At 34.1% G+C, this 16,679-nt stretch carries 10 protein-coding genes and 2 tRNA genes; 9 read left to right on the top strand and 3 right to left on the bottom strand.

Features of this window, described 5'->3' with window-relative positions:
• The first annotated feature begins 68 nt into the window (after positions 1-68).
• Positions 69-1,823 carry an ABC transporter permease subunit gene (locus PMOB_RS07380; RefSeq protein WP_012209239.1) on the top strand — a complete coding sequence of 585 codons (1,755 nt, stop codon included), beginning with the start codon at positions 69-71 and terminating at the stop codon, positions 1,821-1,823.
• Positions 1,823-4,435 carry a sugar ABC transporter permease gene (locus PMOB_RS10295; RefSeq protein WP_012209238.1) on the top strand — a complete coding sequence of 871 codons (2,613 nt, stop codon included), beginning with the start codon at positions 1,823-1,825 and terminating at the stop codon, positions 4,433-4,435. The genes PMOB_RS07380 and PMOB_RS10295 overlap by 1 nt, the downstream gene beginning before the upstream one ends.
• 84 nt (positions 4,436-4,519) lie before the next feature.
• Here the strand turns inward: PMOB_RS10295 and PMOB_RS07370 are convergent, their stop codons facing one another.
• The 3 genes from PMOB_RS07370 to PMOB_RS07360 all read right to left on the bottom strand — a co-directional run bounded on the left by PMOB_RS07370 (position 4,520) and on the right by PMOB_RS07360 (position 6,391).
• Positions 4,520-6,181, bottom strand: coding sequence for a nucleoside kinase (locus PMOB_RS07370; RefSeq protein WP_012209237.1), 1,662 nt, complete (start codon positions 6,179-6,181; stop codon positions 4,520-4,522).
• 48 nt (positions 6,182-6,229) lie between these two features.
• Positions 6,230-6,304, bottom strand: a tRNA-Gly gene (locus tag PMOB_RS07365).
• Positions 6,305-6,314: 10 nt separating this feature from the next.
• A tRNA-Thr gene (locus tag PMOB_RS07360) sits at positions 6,315-6,391 on the bottom strand.
• Between the two features lie 264 nt (positions 6,392-6,655).
• Here PMOB_RS07360 and PMOB_RS07355 point away from each other — a divergent pair.
• From PMOB_RS07355 to PMOB_RS07325, 7 genes are all read left to right on the top strand, one after another.
• Entirely contained in the window at positions 6,656-7,072 is a 417-nt protein-coding gene (locus tag PMOB_RS07355) for an OsmC family protein (RefSeq protein WP_012209236.1), read from the top strand.
• A gap of 24 nt (positions 7,073-7,096) precedes the next feature.
• Positions 7,097-8,098 (top strand): DUF5700 domain-containing putative Zn-dependent protease, encoded by a 1,002-nt coding sequence (locus PMOB_RS07350; RefSeq protein ID WP_012209235.1) that lies wholly within the window; start codon positions 7,097-7,099, stop codon positions 8,096-8,098.
• 10 nt (positions 8,099-8,108) lie between these two features.
• Positions 8,109-8,918, top strand: a complete 810-nt coding sequence (locus tag PMOB_RS07345) for an Mrp/NBP35 family ATP-binding protein (RefSeq protein WP_012209234.1) — start codon at positions 8,109-8,111, stop codon at positions 8,916-8,918.
• Positions 8,919-8,980: 62 nt separating this feature from the next.
• Entirely contained in the window at positions 8,981-10,972 is a 1,992-nt protein-coding gene (locus PMOB_RS07340) for an alpha-amylase family glycosyl hydrolase (protein WP_012209233.1), read from the top strand.
• A gap of 15 nt (positions 10,973-10,987) precedes the next feature.
• Positions 10,988-13,282 (top strand): replication restart helicase PriA, encoded by a 2,295-nt coding sequence (gene priA, locus PMOB_RS07335; RefSeq protein WP_012209232.1) that lies wholly within the window; start codon positions 10,988-10,990, stop codon positions 13,280-13,282.
• Positions 13,283-13,366: 84 nt separating this feature from the next.
• Positions 13,367-13,966 (top strand): ribosome hibernation-promoting factor, HPF/YfiA family, encoded by a 600-nt coding sequence (hpf, locus tag PMOB_RS07330; RefSeq protein ID WP_012209231.1) that lies wholly within the window; start codon positions 13,367-13,369, stop codon positions 13,964-13,966.
• A 140-nt stretch (positions 13,967-14,106) separates the two neighbouring features.
• Positions 14,107-16,623 carry an alpha-amylase family glycosyl hydrolase gene (locus PMOB_RS07325; RefSeq protein ID WP_012209230.1) on the top strand — a complete coding sequence of 839 codons (2,517 nt, stop codon included), beginning with the start codon at positions 14,107-14,109 and terminating at the stop codon, positions 16,621-16,623.
• Positions 16,624-16,679: the final 56 nt, after the last annotated feature.

Here is a 16,679-nt window from a genome sequence, read left to right as displayed (position 1 = left end):
CCGACAAGAAGGGGAGGGTAACTCCCTCTCCTTTTTTTTAAAGCTAAAATTTTTGGGAGGGGCAGCTCTTGAATAAGTTCACTACTTTTTTAATATGGATATTCATTGGAGTGATGAATGCACTCCTTGTATGGGCGATACTTCTTTTATTCATATTTGCCAACTATGGATTAGGCATAGTAATAAGTATTTTTCTCGTTTTTATGGATTGGGCGATTTTTTCCAAAAAAGCTTATCCGTATCGATATACGTTGCCTGCTTTGTTTTTTCTCTTCATTTTAACCATATATCCCATTTATTACACGATTGATACCTCATTCACTAATTATGGAACGGGACATTTATTCACTAGAACTAACGCTATAGATACTCTTCTTACAGATCCGGTGTATTACTTTGAGCCAGAAAATCCAAAAACTTATGATTTCAAAGTATTCGTCAGATACGATGAAGAATACAAACCAACTGAAGATTTTTTATTACTTTTATACGACGAAAAAAATATGTATTTATCAGAAAAACCAGTAATTTTAGAGTACGATTCTAGAAGTAATCTAATATATGCAGAATCAGAATTGTTTCCTATTGAAAGAGACCAAATAACTGTAAACAATGCCACTTACAAAATAATGCGCCCCACGGAAAGTTTAGGAACCAATGGTAGCGATTCAATAATAGCCATTGAAAAAGATGGAGAAGTCAGATACACGTATTTTTATTCGCCCGTTGATCCTCTTACCTCTACAAATTCAGCGTTTTACAACTCTGTATTGAGACAGAATTATTTAAAGTCTTTAAATTTGGTGTTTCAAGATCAAAACTTCCGCCTCTCAAGTTCCACGATATTCCGAAAATTCTCTGAAGTCTACAGGGTTTACGATACATCGGTTAAGGTTATAGTCGACGGAGAAAGAGAGATCTACAAAACAGTTGTAATGAACACTCTTACCAACAAAGAATTAGTTGAAAGGGACTCTGCCTTTTGGGATTACAATGAGAATGGAGAATTGTACAGATTAATAGGTTATAAAGACTATATAGGTGGAGAAAACTTTGCAAAAATAATAAGTGATCCTAGAATCTCCGGACCATTCTTTAAAATTCTTAGTTGGAATTTTGCCTATGCAGCTTTAAGTGTTCTTTTTACTTTTGTAGTTGGCCTCATTTTTGCGCTAGTCCTAAACGATGTAAATCTCAAAGGGAAAGTAGTGTACCGAACTTTACTAATAATACCGTGGGCGATACCTGCTTTTATTTCTGTTTTGGTTTGGAGAAATGGATTCTTCAACGAAACATACGGGATAATCAACAAATTCATACTTGGGAACTTAGGGTTAAACCCTATAAAATGGCTGAATGATCCATTTTGGGCAAAAGTGGCAATATTGATAACTAATACTTGGCTCGGATTTCCTTACATGATGACTATAACCCTCGGTTCTTTACAAAGTATTCCAGGCGAACTATACGAAGCAGCCGTCATAGATGGTGCAAACAGATGGAAACAGTTTAGACAGATAACGTTACCACTTTTGATGGTCGCAGTTGCGCCATTACTCGTTATGAGTTTTGCATTCAATTTTAACAATTTTACATTAATATATCTACTTACAAGTGGGGGACCCGCAATGGCAGGTACGAACACACCGGCAGGTTCAACAGACATTTTGATATCATATGTATATAAATTAGCCTTTGAAGGATCACTAGGCCAGGACTTTGGATTTGCTTCCGCTATTTCGATGATCATATTTGCAATAATTGCTGTGTTTACCTACTTTAACTTTAGATTCTCAGGCTCGTTCGAAGAGGTGAGTAGATAATGGCTGTGATCGAAAAGAAAAATTACACTTTAAGGCATATAATATTGATCATCTGTGTTGTTGTAATACTCTTTCCTCTTGTATGGTTAATCTCTACATCGATAAGAAGAGATAATGCCGCATTTTCACCAAAATTGTTTTCGAACAGATTAACTATGAATAATTATAAAGATTTAATCCTTCAAACTCCAAATGTACCTGAAATAATAAACGAACTGAACTCTCTTAGCTCGTACATTGGGGAATACAGCGGGATATCTTTAACAGAAGCACAAAAAGAATCAATGAAATTTATAACCAGTTTGGAAGAATACTTTACCGAAACTCAAAATAACTTCGAAGATTTAGAAAGCTCGTATGATGATATATTTACACTTTACGAAACACAGTATAAAGACCCGTTTTACAAAGATATAAACAAAATAAGAATTGAAGATTATCAAACCTTCGAAGAAGAGTTAACTGCAATACTTAATCTCTCCGAAAGTATGGGTATAAACGTTGATATCATGCCATTGCAAACATTGATAAGTGATTATTTTACTCAAAGAAAAGAAATAATGACCAGCTTTGAAAATAGCTCTTTAAATAAAGATAGTGAATACTATATAGAAACGATGAATACAATACTGCAAATCCCGCTGAAAACATCTACTTGGAGGGTAAGAACTTATAGGAGATGGATAAAAGAAGAACCCGAAGCTGAAATATTCGGAAACAACATTTTATCTTTGGCAGAAAGATGGGAGAAAATTGAAACAGAAATAGAACGGATACAAGAAGATATTCAAAAACAGGCTAATGAATTATACGGTCAGTCTGTAACTCAAATATCTCAATTAGAAGCAGATTTAAACAATATAAATTCACAAATATCACAAATCACTTCACAACAAGTGCTTTTGGAAAGACAAAACAGTGATATATTCAACAGTTTATCCGCACTTTTTGATATATTCATAGTCGAAAAAGAGCGATTGCATGCTTCTTACAACATACTTGAGGGACAAGACTTATCGAATGTAGAAGGAAAGTCACCATTATTTGGTGAAGATAAATCTTTTTACGATAACGTTCAAAAATTTTCTCAGATCATTCCTCCTGCTTACGAGAATTTGAATTCTATAGACATATTCATCGAAAACGGTTTTGTTGAAACACTTGAACTTTTCAATGAAGTCTATCAATTTTTAAACGAAAACTTCACAAAAATATACGCCATAAAAGATTCGAAAACAATTTTGCCAGGTTATCAAGCGGCAAAAAGTTCAACTTTAAAACTTTCTGGAAGCATTAACGAATTACTTCCACTAACATCACAATACAGTTCAAATACTCGTCAATTAGCCCAATACAGTGCTCAACTAAATAATTTAAGAGAACAAAAGAACGAAATTCAAACCGCGCTTAGCCTGATCAAACAAGAAAATGACGAAATTTTAAGTAACTTAGAAAAAACACAAAACATTCCTTTTTTGTTAGTTTATATGGAAAGCTCCAATCAAGAAATAACTAACAACTTTGAGTCAACTAATTATGCATCTTTCATAAGTTCAAAATATTATCCGTATTTTTCCCCTGATCGAAACAGATATATACTAATGAATTGGTATAAAAATTTGTTAGAGTCAAAACAAAGATTCGACCAGGGAAGAGAAAATTTAACTGCTATCCAAAATCAAATGGAAGAAAATATTAATATATTCAAAACAAACCTCAACGAATATCTTACTTTGAATCAAGGCGGTAACGTTACTATTATTGAACCACTTTCTGAGATTCAAACACTTTATAACACACAATACGGAAAAGCTTCGGCTGATATAGCTCGTGCCTCAAGGATAGTTAGTGATCTTGCAAATTACACTGATTACTCCGAATTAAAGTCCAAACTTAGGAATATTGATAAAAATCTTTATTTATTGCAGCAAGATTGGTCAGCAAAAATAAGAAAACCGTTTACTAGATGGCTACTAAATTCCATAATGGTAGCTGGTATAACATCAGTATTAACTGTTTTAATAACCTCCATTGCAGCCTACCCTTTTTCAAGGATGAGGTTTGTGGGAAGAAAGCAGGGGTTATTTTTCTTGATGATTATTCAGATGTTCCCAGCCGTAATGTTTATGATAGCAATTTATGGCATATTGAAATTTATGGGTGATAACTTTGGGGTATTTGGTTTGGATTCTTTAGATGGATTGATCTTTGCCTACATGGGAGGAATTGCTTACAACATGTGGCTGTTCAAAGGTTACTATGACACTATCCCGGACTCTTTGGAAGAATCTGCAATGATTGACGGTGCTACGAGGTTCCAAACCTTTTGGAGGATCGTATTGCCTCTATCTCTACCCATAATTGCTGTTGTTATGATACTTACCTTCATGAACATATTCAACGAGTTTGTTATGGCAAGGATAATATTACAAAGCGAATCAAATTATACCTATGCTGTTGGATTGCAAACTTTCTCCTCGGGACCTTACGAAACAGAGTGGGGATTGTTCACCGCAGCCTCACTATTGGGTGCTATCCCAATGATAATTCTATTTTTGTCTCTCCAAAGATGGATAATCGGAGGATTAACTCAAGGCTCTGTAAAAGGTTAATCATTATCAAAAAAGGAGACATGCAAATCACATGTCTCCTTTTTTTTAACAAATTACTGGGGCTGCCCGCCCACCTTTTTTAAATCAATATCTAAAAGCACTTTTGCCTATGAATTCTCTTATTATTGAAGTTTTGGGTATTTCTTCGAGTTCTGTGATTGGAAGAAAGTAATCCAAAAATCTCAGTAACCTTTTAGCTTCTGTATATTCAGGATGAAAGTTATCAATGCTTAGCAATAAAGGTTCTGCAAATAATTTCAAAACAGACAGCTCGTAAACTAGGTGAGAATTGAACATAATGTCTGCTTCGTCCTGAAAAGGAAATATGTTTTTATGTTCGCCTTTCACAACCGAAGGCCAAATTTTTAATGTATCTTCGGCGGAATAACCTCTAAAGTAATAATCCCTCACTAACCTTCTTATAAGTCTAGTATCCGTTGTAGGAATTCTATCCATACTGTCTAAGTTCATTTGAGTTAAAGAACTCACATAGATTTTGAATTTTTGGTCTTTTGAAATAGAAGCGGTTAAAAGCTCGTTCAAACCATGTATTCCTTCTATAATAATAGGTTGATTTTCTTTTATTTTCAAGGGTTCATCTCGCCAAAATCTTTTACCAGTTTTGAAGTCGAATTTTGGGAGGGTAACTTCTTTCCCGTTTATCAGATCAACCATTGTGTCATTAAACAATTCTAAATCTAACGCATTTATGCTTTCAAAGTCGTAATTACCATTTTCATCCCGCGGGGTCTTCTCTCTTTCCAAGAAAAAGTCATCCAACGATATTGAAATAGGCCTTAATCCATGCACTTTAAGATGTAAAGCAATTCTTTTGGCACTTGTAGTTTTCCCTGAAGAAGAAGGTCCAGCTATCGTTATCAGTCTTACACTTTTTCTATTCACTATTTCATCAGCTATCTGTGCATATTTTTTTTCGTGTAAAACTTCTGCTACTCTAATTATATCTCTTACTTTTTCGGCACCTTGAGAGATTATGGAGTTTAATTCTCCTACAGTTGTTATTTCCATAATGTCCAACCAGTTTTTGTATTCTTCGAAAGTTGCAAATAATTTTGGTGAATAACTATAATCTGGAACAAAGTTGTGAAAACTATTTGTGGGGTGAATTATAACGAAACCCTTTTCTACCTTTTTCAATTTGAACTTATTGACATATCCAGTTGAATAAGGAAGATATCCGTAAAAATAGTTAAAATATTTATCAGCATAATATATATTAACGGTACTTTTCTTTCGGTATTTGAAAAGTAAGGCTTTATCTTCTTCTCCTATATCCGTAAACATTTTTATAGCATCGAATTTATCAATGGTTTTCTTTTCAAATACTATGTCTTTTTCAATGATTTCTCTCATCTTGTTTTCTAGTAGCAATAAATAATCTTCCGAAGGTTCTCCAGATTTAAATTCGCAATACATGGCATCGTTGAGAGTGTTATTTACATAGAACTTATCTTCTGGATTGATTTCTTTTAGGGCAATATACAAAACAAAGAAAAGCCCTCGCCTATAAATACGCACTCCATCGGGTGTTGTAATGTCGCAAAATTGTATACTTCCACTTTTAGGAACTTTGCTGAACAATTCCTTAATGTCGTTGTTGAATTTTACGTATAAAACCATTTTTCCAGAAGATTTCTCGAATTTTTTAGCTATATCAATGAATTTGGTGTTTTCATCTGCATAGTATACGTGTCCGGATTCAACATCTGTCAGTTGAAAACTCATTTTAACTTTCTCCTTTCAGATAGTAAAACCCGGGTTTAACCCGGGTTTTGGAGCGGATAATGGGATTCGAACCCACGACCCCTTGCTTGGCAAGCAAGTGCTCTACCGCTGAGCTATATCCGCACTGATTTTCTGGAGCAGGTGATGGGGCTCGAACCCATGACCTCCGCCTTACCAAGGCGGCGCTCTACCGACTGAAGCTACACCTGCATTGTCAAGATAAATTATACTATATTTATATTCTTTCGTCAAGTCAATATGCTTTACTATCAAATTAGCTAAAATAAATAGGTAGCTGAAAAAATCTAAAAATTTTAAGACATTACATCTCAAAATTAAAACCTATAGAAACTTAATTTCAACTTATTAATCACTTTTTCATGATATAATTTGATACAAGAAAGATTTAAATTTAGTATTTAGGTGGGCAGCGGGACGAAGGGGAGCTATAAAACTATAATGGAGGTTTTTACGATGACAGAATTTTTATTGCAAAACACACACGGTAGTCACTTTTACATGAAAACACCTTCTGGTCATGATATTCATGTAGACGCAGATCCAGAGAACCTTGGTTATGACTCGGCTGCAAGGCCCATGGAGTACTTAATCGCTGGTTTAGGCGGATGTACGGGAATAGATGTAGTAACGATTTTGGACAAAATGAAAGTAAAGTACGATGCCTTGAACTTGAGAATATTAGCAGAAAGAAGTGAGGAGCATCCCAAAAAATACACGAAGATTCATATAATTTACGAATTCAAGGGAAAAGATCTACCCATGGATAGATTACAAAGAGCTGCTCAACTTTCACAAGAGAAATATTGTGGAGCAACCGCCACATTTAGAGGTTCTACAGAGATGACCTACGAAGTGAAGATTATTGAGTAGTCATTTTTTAAAGATGAGGTTAAAATGAATATATCTATTAATCACAATATCGATGGTATAAAGGACTTTATAGAGGTTTTCATAACTTATCCACATATTAATGAAACTGATATAGAGCGGCTTTTGAGCACTAAATCATATGAAAAACTTATAAGCTTATTTGGCAAAAATATAGGCTTAGCTAAGAAAACACAATGGGAAGAAATATTTTATGATGCTTACAAGCTTAGTCTGGAAGATAAACAATATGCAGGCTCTGATATTATCAAAAAAAATATAATAGAACCTGTAATATGGGCCATTAAGAATATAAATAAATTATACAGTTATACGGAAAAAATCGAGAGAATTGTTGAGAAGAAAGAATTCATTAGAAAGGCTCTAAAGTATTTACCCCCAATAAATTGTGACATCGAAATTAAGTTCAACTACTATATATTTATGAATAACGCTGCCGTTGAAGGGAATCAAGTTCTGATAGACATTGGATTTGCAAACCAGTTATCTGAAGTTCAACTAAACGATTTACTCGCTCATGAGATGCACCATTACTTAAAAGATTATATCAACATTTATAAGCAACCTCAAAATGGGTATAATGATGTTACACTCTCCCTTTTTACATTAGAAAATGAAGGTATTGCAGATATGTGTAACTTCGAAAGTCTAAAATATATTTATGAAAAGTTTGGATGGATGGAAAAGGGATTACTTATGGATATTTTGATAAATTCAAATAAGTATATCAATCAACTAAACAACATTTTAAAAATAAAGTTAGTGGAGAATAATAACCACGTTAATATTTATGAATTCCTTATGCAAAACCAAATTGTTCATCCACTAGGTTATAAGATGGCTCGTACAATCGAAGAGTATTTGGGGTTAGATGAATTAAGAGATTGTGTGGGGAATCCATTGAAGTTTATTTCAAAATTTAACACAGCCTTTGAGATGGAAAATAGTAAAAAAGCTTTTGATGACGAAGTTATAGAAAAATTATGTTTTATCTACAATAATCGATAGGAGGAGTAAAATGGCTGACCTAAAGGAAAGGAAAGATAAGGCTTCTAAAAAACTCGAAAATATTGATAACGTTATTATGGTTATGAGCGGTAAAGGAGGAGTTGGAAAAACCACTGTTGCGGTGAATTTAGCGGTTGCTCTGGCTCTAGAGGGTCGAAAAGTAGGGCTTTTGGATATTGATTTACATGGTCCTGATGTAGTAAGAATGTTGGGGGGGAGAGAAGCCAAAGTTTCTGCTGTTGGAGGAGAAATACTACCCCCTGAAGTACACGGAATAAAAGTTATTTCTATTTCCCAATTTTTAGATAGCGACAATGAGGCTATTATCTGGAGAGGTCCTTTAAAAACAGGTGCTATAATGCAATTTATTGGTGATGTTGCTTGGGGTAAATTAGACTATCTAATTATCGATGCACCTCCAGGTACGGGAGATGAACCTTTAACAGTTTTCCAAAACGTGGAAAAGATAAAGGGTTCTTTGATCGTTACTTCACCTTCTGTCGTTTCCCAAGACGACGTAGAAAGGGCTATTAATTTTGTGAAAAAAATGGATAAGCAAATTATCGGTATAGTTGAAAATATGTCTTATTTTATCTGCCCAAATTGTAAAACTAAACATTACATTTTTGGTGAAAACGGCGGAAAATCTTTAGCAGAAAAATACAATTTAGAATTACTTGCACAAATTCCTTTGGATTCAACTGTCAGGGAAAACATGGATGCAGGTAAACCCGTTGCTTATTTCGGAACTCCAGAAGTAACAAATGTCTACGTTAACTTGGCAAAAAGGGTAATAGAAAAAGTAGAAACAATTAGTTAATAAGGTAGAAGATCGCTATCTCGAATCTGTTAACTTTTTTCATTGATAGGGGGGTTACTTTCATGAAGAAAGCATTATTCGTTGTCATGATACTTACTTTTGCTGTTGTTTCTTTTTCTGTTAGCACTACGTTTTTATACTCAAAAGAAGCAACTTCTGTTTATTTAGTTGCCAGTTTTAACAACTTTCAACCTATTCCTATGGACAAAAGCTTCACGGGACTGTGGCGTTATAACGTTGATTTAGAACCTGGCAAATACCTGTATAAATTCATCGTAGATGGAAAAAGAACGATAGATTTTTCAAACGAGGATATAGAAACCTATAACGGTGAAATCTTCAATGTACGCACCGTTCAGGAATCGTTTGTCTTGCCAAAAGTTGGAGACGGCTCAATTAAAAAGGTTTATTTCGATAACGAAAGAAGATATATAAATCCGGTTCAAAAGGGCGAAATATATCTTTCAATAGAATTCGAAAAAAATGATGTTGAAGACGTTGAACTACAAGCCAACGCATCCTCCATACAAAAATCTGTAATAGAATCAAGCAACACCGTCATTTATAGGTTCCACGTATTTACCGAAGCTGAAGTTTTAAAGTATAGATTTTTGATCTACGACAGCGAAGAAATAATATACGGTTTCAACGGAACAGAAGAGTTTTTTGAATTCGACTTTAATCATCCTATAATTTCATATTTTGATATACCAGAATGGTCTAAAGGAAGGATCTATTATCAAATATTTCCTGATAGATTCAGAAATGGTGATACTTCCAATGATCCACAAGGAACCTACAGTTGGAACGGTCCACATAATAGAAATTCTCTTTCTTTTGGTTTTTATGGTGGAGATCTGCAAGGGGTCATTGACTCAATTGATCATTTAGAATACATTGGTGTGGAAGCCATCTACTTCAACCCCATTTTTGAAGCTCAGACTCCCCATAAATACGATACAACAAATTATTTAAAAATTGATGATTCTTTTGGAGACGAAGAAGTCTTTTCTAATATGCTAGAAGCGTTACATGAGTCAGATATCAAAGTAATCTTAGATGGCGTATTTAATCATACAGGAACAGAATTCTTCGCGATGAAAGAAAACTTTCTCAAACAAGAAGAATCTGATTATTTGGACTGGTACTATATTAAATCATTCCCCATCAAAAAATCTACAGAAAGTTACGAAGGTTGGCATGGGTACGCTGATCTCCCGCAATTAAACAATGAAAATCCTGAGGTGAAGGCATACATAAATCAGGTAATTGGTAAATGGATGAGTTTTGGTATAGATGGTTGGAGAATGGATGCGGTTGATCAACTCCCTGAAACTTATTGGTCAGCTCTTTACGAAAACATTAAAAACATAAACCAAGAAGCCCTAGTTGTCGGAGAATTTTGGAGAGATGCCACTTCTTATTTTGAAGATCCAAGTTTCGACTCTGTAATGAATTACATCTTCAGAGATGCGGCTATCGCATATGCCAAAGGTGGAAGGGCTATTAACTTTGTTAATACCACTAACGCATATATAGACAAATATCCACCACAAGTGTTGCATGGGTTATGGAACCTTTTGGGTTCACACGATACTGAAAGAATTCTAACTGCTCTCGGTGAAGATACACAACGAATGAAATTAGCTGTCGTACTTCAAATGACGTTTATAGGGTCACCTCTAATATATTATGGTGATGAGATAGGCATGACGGGGACCACAGATCCATTTTGCAGAGTTCCATTTTACTGGGATGATAGTAAGTGGAATATGGAAATTTTAGACTTGTACTCTCAGTTGGCGGAATTAAGAAAAGAAAGTGATGCCTTGAGAAAAGGTGATTATACAGTACTGTATGCAGATGAAAGTGTTCTAATTTATGAAAGACGCTATCAATCAGAGAATGTCATAATTGCACTAAATTCTAAAGATTCACAAATTGAAATTGAGTACGATTTGAACGGAAGTTACAGAGATATCTTAACTGGAGAAAGCTTTAATACCATAGAAAAAATGCCAGGTAAAAGTTTTCTTGTACTTGTTAGCGAGTGAAATTGGAGGATTTAGATGTATTATTATGAAGTAATCCCCATAGGACAAATGGTTTTTAATGGGTTTACCTATAAAAGCGATAAAAAATTAGAGATAGGTCAAAGAGTTATCATTGATTTAAGAGGTAAGTTCCTTCCTGGTTTAGTTTACAAAGAGTCTGAAACTACAGAATTCGACAAAATAAAAGAAATCGCATTTCCATTGGATAATAAGAGTTTTTTAAATGAAAAGCACATCAAACTTATGGAAAAGGTAAGCTCAAAATTTATGGCTCCTATTGGGGAGGTTGCAAGATTGTTTTTTCCTCCTCTTTCTTCGGATATTTATAAACTGAGAATTACACCAAAAAGTTCTTTTTCTCCTATTCAAAAGCCTATTTTTTACAAGCAATTTTTAAAATCTTTTGATAATGCTTCAAAAGCCAACAAGCAGTTAAGAGAATATTTAGATTCAAATTTAATTGAGATAGAACTATACAGAAAAGAAATTACAAAGAAAATAGATAAGTTTGTTAGCCTAAAAATGGACTTAAAAGAGATGTGGAAGTTCAATGTGTCAAAATCTGCCAGAGAGGTAATAAATTATCTATCCATAAACGGTGAAACCTTAGAAAGCGATCTGTACTCACAAGGTATTTTGAAAAAAGGTTCCACCGTTTTGAACACTTTATGGAAAAAAGGTATAATTGAATTATCTGAAGGTTTCCCAATTTACGAAGAAAATACAGAAATTTCTTTAAATGATGAACAGAGGCAAGCAGTTGAAGCAATAAAAGCAAATTCTGATAAACCACATTTATTGTATGGGGTTACGGGGAGCGGTAAAACAGAAGTATTTTTTGAAGTTGCAAGGCCTATCTTGGAAAATGGCGGGAAAGTCCTTCTTTTAGTGCCAGAAATCTCTTTAACCTCGGAGCTAATGATCAGGTTAAAAAAACGATTTGCTAACTACAATGCAGCGTTTTACCATTCCGGACTTACAAGTAGCGAAAGAGTACAAACTTGGTACAAAGCCGTGAATGGTGAATTGGACTTAGTCATAGGAACAAGAAGCGCCATTTTCATACCCATGAAAGATTTAAAAATGATTATAATCGATGAAGAACATGATCAATCTTACTATCAGATAGAAAACGTTAGTTACGATGCGATAGATACGGCTTGTTTTAGAAAAGATTTAGAAGACATTCAACTGATACTTTCATCAGCAACACCACGGGTGATTGATCTGTACAAGGCAAAAGCGAACTTTTTTTATCTTGAAAAAATACATACAAGGTACTTTACCGAAATGCCTGAAGTCCAAATAGTTGATATGAAAAAAGATGAAAAATATAACTGGATATTCAGCAAAAAGGTAGTAGAAAATATAGAAATTTCTTTGAAAAAAAACAAAAAAGTAATTGTTTTCACGCCAACAAGAGGATATGCCAATTATGTAATTTGCAGCGACTGCGGATATATATTCAAATGTGATGAGTGTGATGTTTCATTAACCTTTCATAAAAATGAAAGAAAATTAAGATGCCATTACTGTGGAAAGGAAAGTGAATTACCAAATTTTTGTCCAAAGTGTGGAGGCTTTAAACTTCAAACAAGAGGTTTCGGTACGGAACGGGTTATGGCTGAATTGGCTAAATTGTTCCCTTCACAACCTCTAGTAAGGGTTGATAGGACGGTTATAAAAACATTCAAAGATTTACGAAACACTTTTAATTTCATGAAAGAACCAGGGAAAAAGATCGTTGTTGGAACTAAGATGATCACTAAAGGTTTGGATATTCAAGATTTAGATTTAGTAGTCATTCTTGACGCTGACAGATATTTCAACTTTCCTGACTACAACGCTCAAGAAAGCACAGCCTCTTTGCTGATGCAGGTTGCAGGAAGATCTGGCAGGAAAGAGAAAGGCAAAGTTATCATTCAGAGTTTTCAACCAGAGAATCATATTTATAAATCTTTAATTGATCATAATTTTGACCTAATTGCAGAGAATGATCTTGAACAAAGGAAAATATACGGATATCCTCCGTTCGTCACATTATTTATGATTTTAGTGAACAACCCTTCCGCTGACAAAGCAAAGGCTAAAGCAAATGAAATCGTCGAAGAGTTGAGTAAAATTGAAAATCAAGTTGATATTGAAATATTGGGACCCGTTGTGCCAATCATTTCCAAATTAAGAGGGAATTACAGGTATCAAATCATTATAAAAAGTAAACAGAAAAATCATGACTTTTTATACTCAACGCTTAAAAAACATTTTAGAGACATCAAAATTTATGTTAATCCCCCCACTACGTTAGTATAAATATTACTCTGAAAACAATATTCATATTTAATGCAAAAATATAGATATAAGTATAGCAACTATTCAAATCTGGAGGTGATTTAGATGGAGTATAAAGTTTATACAAAGGAAGTAGAACTTACCGAAGCTTTAGAGAATTATATCGAAAAAAGAATGAGTAAACCAGACCATTTGCTCAAAAAACATCCTGATATTGTCTCTCCTTCTGATGTCAGAATAACAAAAGAGAGGGGCATATACAAAGTTGAAATAACTACCCACATTAATCCTTTAAGTAAAATCATAAAAGTAGAAGAAAGAAGTAACGATCTTTATGAAGCTATTGATGAGGTAACAGACTCTTTGGAAAGAAAAATCAGAAAACTAAAGAATCGTTTACAAGAACAAAGTAGAACAGATAAAAAGGCACGTATGGAAATAGAACAAAATCTTCAAAATCCTGACATTAAAAATCTTGATTTAGCTGAAGAAAATGAATCAGAAATTGAAGAAAAACCTGATGCTCCAAAGATTGTGAGAACAAAAAATTTTGATCTAACTCTTATGAGCGTTGAAGAAGCAATGTTACAAATGCAACTTTTAGGCCATTCATTTTTCGTTTTCAGAAATCCAGACAATGATGCCATAAGCGTTCTTTATGAAAGAAAAGATGGAGACTTAGGCCTCATAGAATTCAATGAATAATCGTTAAGCACTTAAAGGGATGCACAATGCATCCCTTTTTGTTATGCGTATTACTTGGATTTGCACGTCGCTCAAATTTATGTTATAATTTTTTAGTAAAACGTTTCCATTATTACAAAAGTTAAAAGGAGGATGGAGAAATGAAAAGATACTTAGGTTTAGTAACATTGTTTCTTTTTTTAGCTTCCTTTGTTTTTTCTGGAACACCTTCTCCAAATTGGGAAGATCAGATCATCTATTTTGTTATGATAGACAGGTTTGCAAATGGAGATACTTCCAACGATGTACTAACAGATTCAGGAATAGAAAGTGGAATAGTAAACTCAAAGTACAATGGTGGAGACATCCAGGGTTTGATCGACCAGTTAGATTATATAAAAGAATTAGGGGCAACTGCAATCTGGGTTACACCGCCTGTCGCTAACCAATGGTGGGATGGAAGTGTGAATTATGGAGGTTATCACGGTTACTGGGCAAGAGATTTTAAAAAGGTAGAAGAACATTTTGGAGATGTAGAACTTTACAAAAAATTTGTAGAAGAAGCTCACAAAAGAGGTATGTATGTAATTCAAGATATCGTAGCGAATCATACGGGTAATTTTTTGATTTACAAAAACGGACGATATTTTTTAAACAATCAAAGTGTTCCAACAAACAAACCCGACCAGTATCCTTTCAATATGAATGATTATAACGATCCAGAACAAAGAAAATTGAATGTTTATCATTGGCCCTCTGAAATTAAAAATCCAAACCAATATAATACCGAATTTTCTCAGTTAGATGATTTGAACACTGAGAATCCTTTAGTGATTGAAGCTTTGAAAGATTCTTACACTTTTTGGATAGAAGAAGCGGATATAGATGGTTTTAGGATAGATACCGCTATATATGTTCCAAATGAATTTTGGGAAGAATTTTTAAATGGAGAAAATGGAATATATGAAATAGCGCAAAAAGTTGAAAAAAATGATTTCTTAACTTATGGTGAGGCATGGATAACACCTCAACCGTTCACGAACGTAGCGGAGAAATCTTTAAATGAATATATGGAAATTGGATTTAATTCAATGTTAGATTTTCCTCTTCAAACGGATATCAAGCGTGTGTTTAAAGAAGGAAAACCAACATCTTACTTGGAGTATCGATTAAATCAAAGAGAAACTATGTACAAAGATCCTTCAAGAATGATAACCTTTATTGATAATCACGATATGGATAGATTCCTAAAAGGTTCTGATATAAACAGTCTCAAGCAGGCCTTAACTTTTATATTCACTATTCCAGGAATACCAACTATATATTACGGTACCGAACAAAACTTTGTTGAAACACGGGCAGCAATGTTTGAACAGGGATTTGCTTCTGGAGGAGTTGACCACTTTGATACAACAACACCTACCTTTCAGTACATCAAAGAATTAACTGAATTAAGGAAAAATATACCAACCTTCAGATATGGAAAAGTAGAAGTTCTCTTCGCAGATGAATTAGGTCCAGGACCTTTCATTTATAAAGTAAAAGATGAATCAAAATCTTATATTATTTTGATGAATACATCTTCCAATAAAAAACATGCTACAGATGTTGATTTAGGGATTGATGAAGGTACCATTCTTAAACCCATTTTAGTAAACAATATGATTAACAAAGAAATCGTATACTCTTCGCCTTTGAATATCTTGTTAAACGCTAAGGCAATCGGTATATTCGAGGTAACGAATGAAATTAACCCTGTCAAGGAAGAAGACGTATCTGTAGAAATTACAAATTTAGAAGAAGGTCAAACCTTCTCTGAAAACTTCGTATTAAAAGGAACAGCATCAAACGCAAAATCTATTCAGGTAATCGTTGATCGTGAGGAAAAGGAATATGCTAAAATCAATCTCACACAAAAACAAAATGAACCTTGGGAAATCCCAATAAACATCTCGGATTTCACACCTGGGCAACACAACATATTCGTTAAAGCCTACGGAAGAACTCCATTAATAGTTGATTATTCAGAAAGTTATAATATTAATTTCGAAATTCCAATGGTGACTCTTAAAATAGTTGAAGACTCTCTGGGAGACGATAAAGGACCTAATGGAACTTATTCTTACCCAAAAGACCCAACTTTCAACAAACAGATGGATATCAAAGAGGTTGAATTGATACAAATTGGAACAATGCTTAGGATGGTTGTAACTATGGAGAATGTGACTGATATCTGGAACCCTGCCAACGGATTCGATCATGTGACATTCCAAATATACTTCGACGACCCTGACAAAAAAGGAGCAGTAGAATTACCATTTCAAAATGCAACTATGCCTAATAGCTTAGATTGGGATTACGAAGTTTACGCAACTGGCTGGGGTATTAGCCTTTTCAGTTCAGAGAACTCATCAGCTAATAAATATGGTGATCCAATAACTCCTGCCCCTACTACGCAGGTTAATAAACAAGAAAATAAAATAACCTTTATGATTCCACTTTCAACACTTGACACAAGCGACCTTTCAGGATGGACAATTTATATAACAACATACGATTACGATGGAATCGAAGGGGTCTTGAGACCCTTATCGCCAAATGGAGGACCTTGGTCGTTTGGGGGAGGTAACCCAACCGATCCGAAGATAATGGACGATGTTTTGATAAAGATTGAATGAGAAAAAAACATAGGGTCTAATTTTAAAGACCCTATGTTTTTATAATTGAAATTGTT

The organism is Petrotoga mobilis SJ95, assembly GCF_000018605.1.
Lineage (GTDB): Bacteria > Thermotogota > Thermotogae > Petrotogales > Petrotogaceae > Petrotoga > Petrotoga mobilis.
This window is presented reverse-complemented; position numbering and strand designations above follow the sequence as displayed.

Excerpts from the sequence above, each read along its gene's own strand:
- PMOB_RS07350 (WP_012209235.1), top strand. The coding sequence starts at position 7,097 with ATGAATATATCTATTAATCACAATATCGATGGTATAAAGGACTTTATA.
- PMOB_RS07355 (WP_012209236.1), top strand. The coding sequence starts at position 6,656 with ATGACAGAATTTTTATTGCAAAACACACACGGTAGTCACTTTTACATG.
- priA (WP_012209232.1), top strand. The coding sequence starts at position 10,988 with ATGTATTATTATGAAGTAATCCCCATAGGACAAATGGTTTTTAATGGG.
- PMOB_RS07325 (WP_012209230.1), top strand. The coding sequence starts at position 14,107 with ATGAAAAGATACTTAGGTTTAGTAACATTGTTTCTTTTTTTAGCTTCC.
- PMOB_RS07340 (WP_012209233.1), top strand. The coding sequence starts at position 8,981 with ATGAAGAAAGCATTATTCGTTGTCATGATACTTACTTTTGCTGTTGTT.
- PMOB_RS07370 (WP_012209237.1), bottom strand. The coding sequence starts at position 6,181 with ATGAGTTTTCAACTGACAGATGTTGAATCCGGACACGTATACTATGCA.
- PMOB_RS10295 (WP_012209238.1), top strand. The coding sequence starts at position 1,823 with ATGGCTGTGATCGAAAAGAAAAATTACACTTTAAGGCATATAATATTG.
- hpf (WP_012209231.1), top strand. The coding sequence starts at position 13,367 with ATGGAGTATAAAGTTTATACAAAGGAAGTAGAACTTACCGAAGCTTTA.
- PMOB_RS07345 (WP_012209234.1), top strand. The coding sequence starts at position 8,109 with ATGGCTGACCTAAAGGAAAGGAAAGATAAGGCTTCTAAAAAACTCGAA.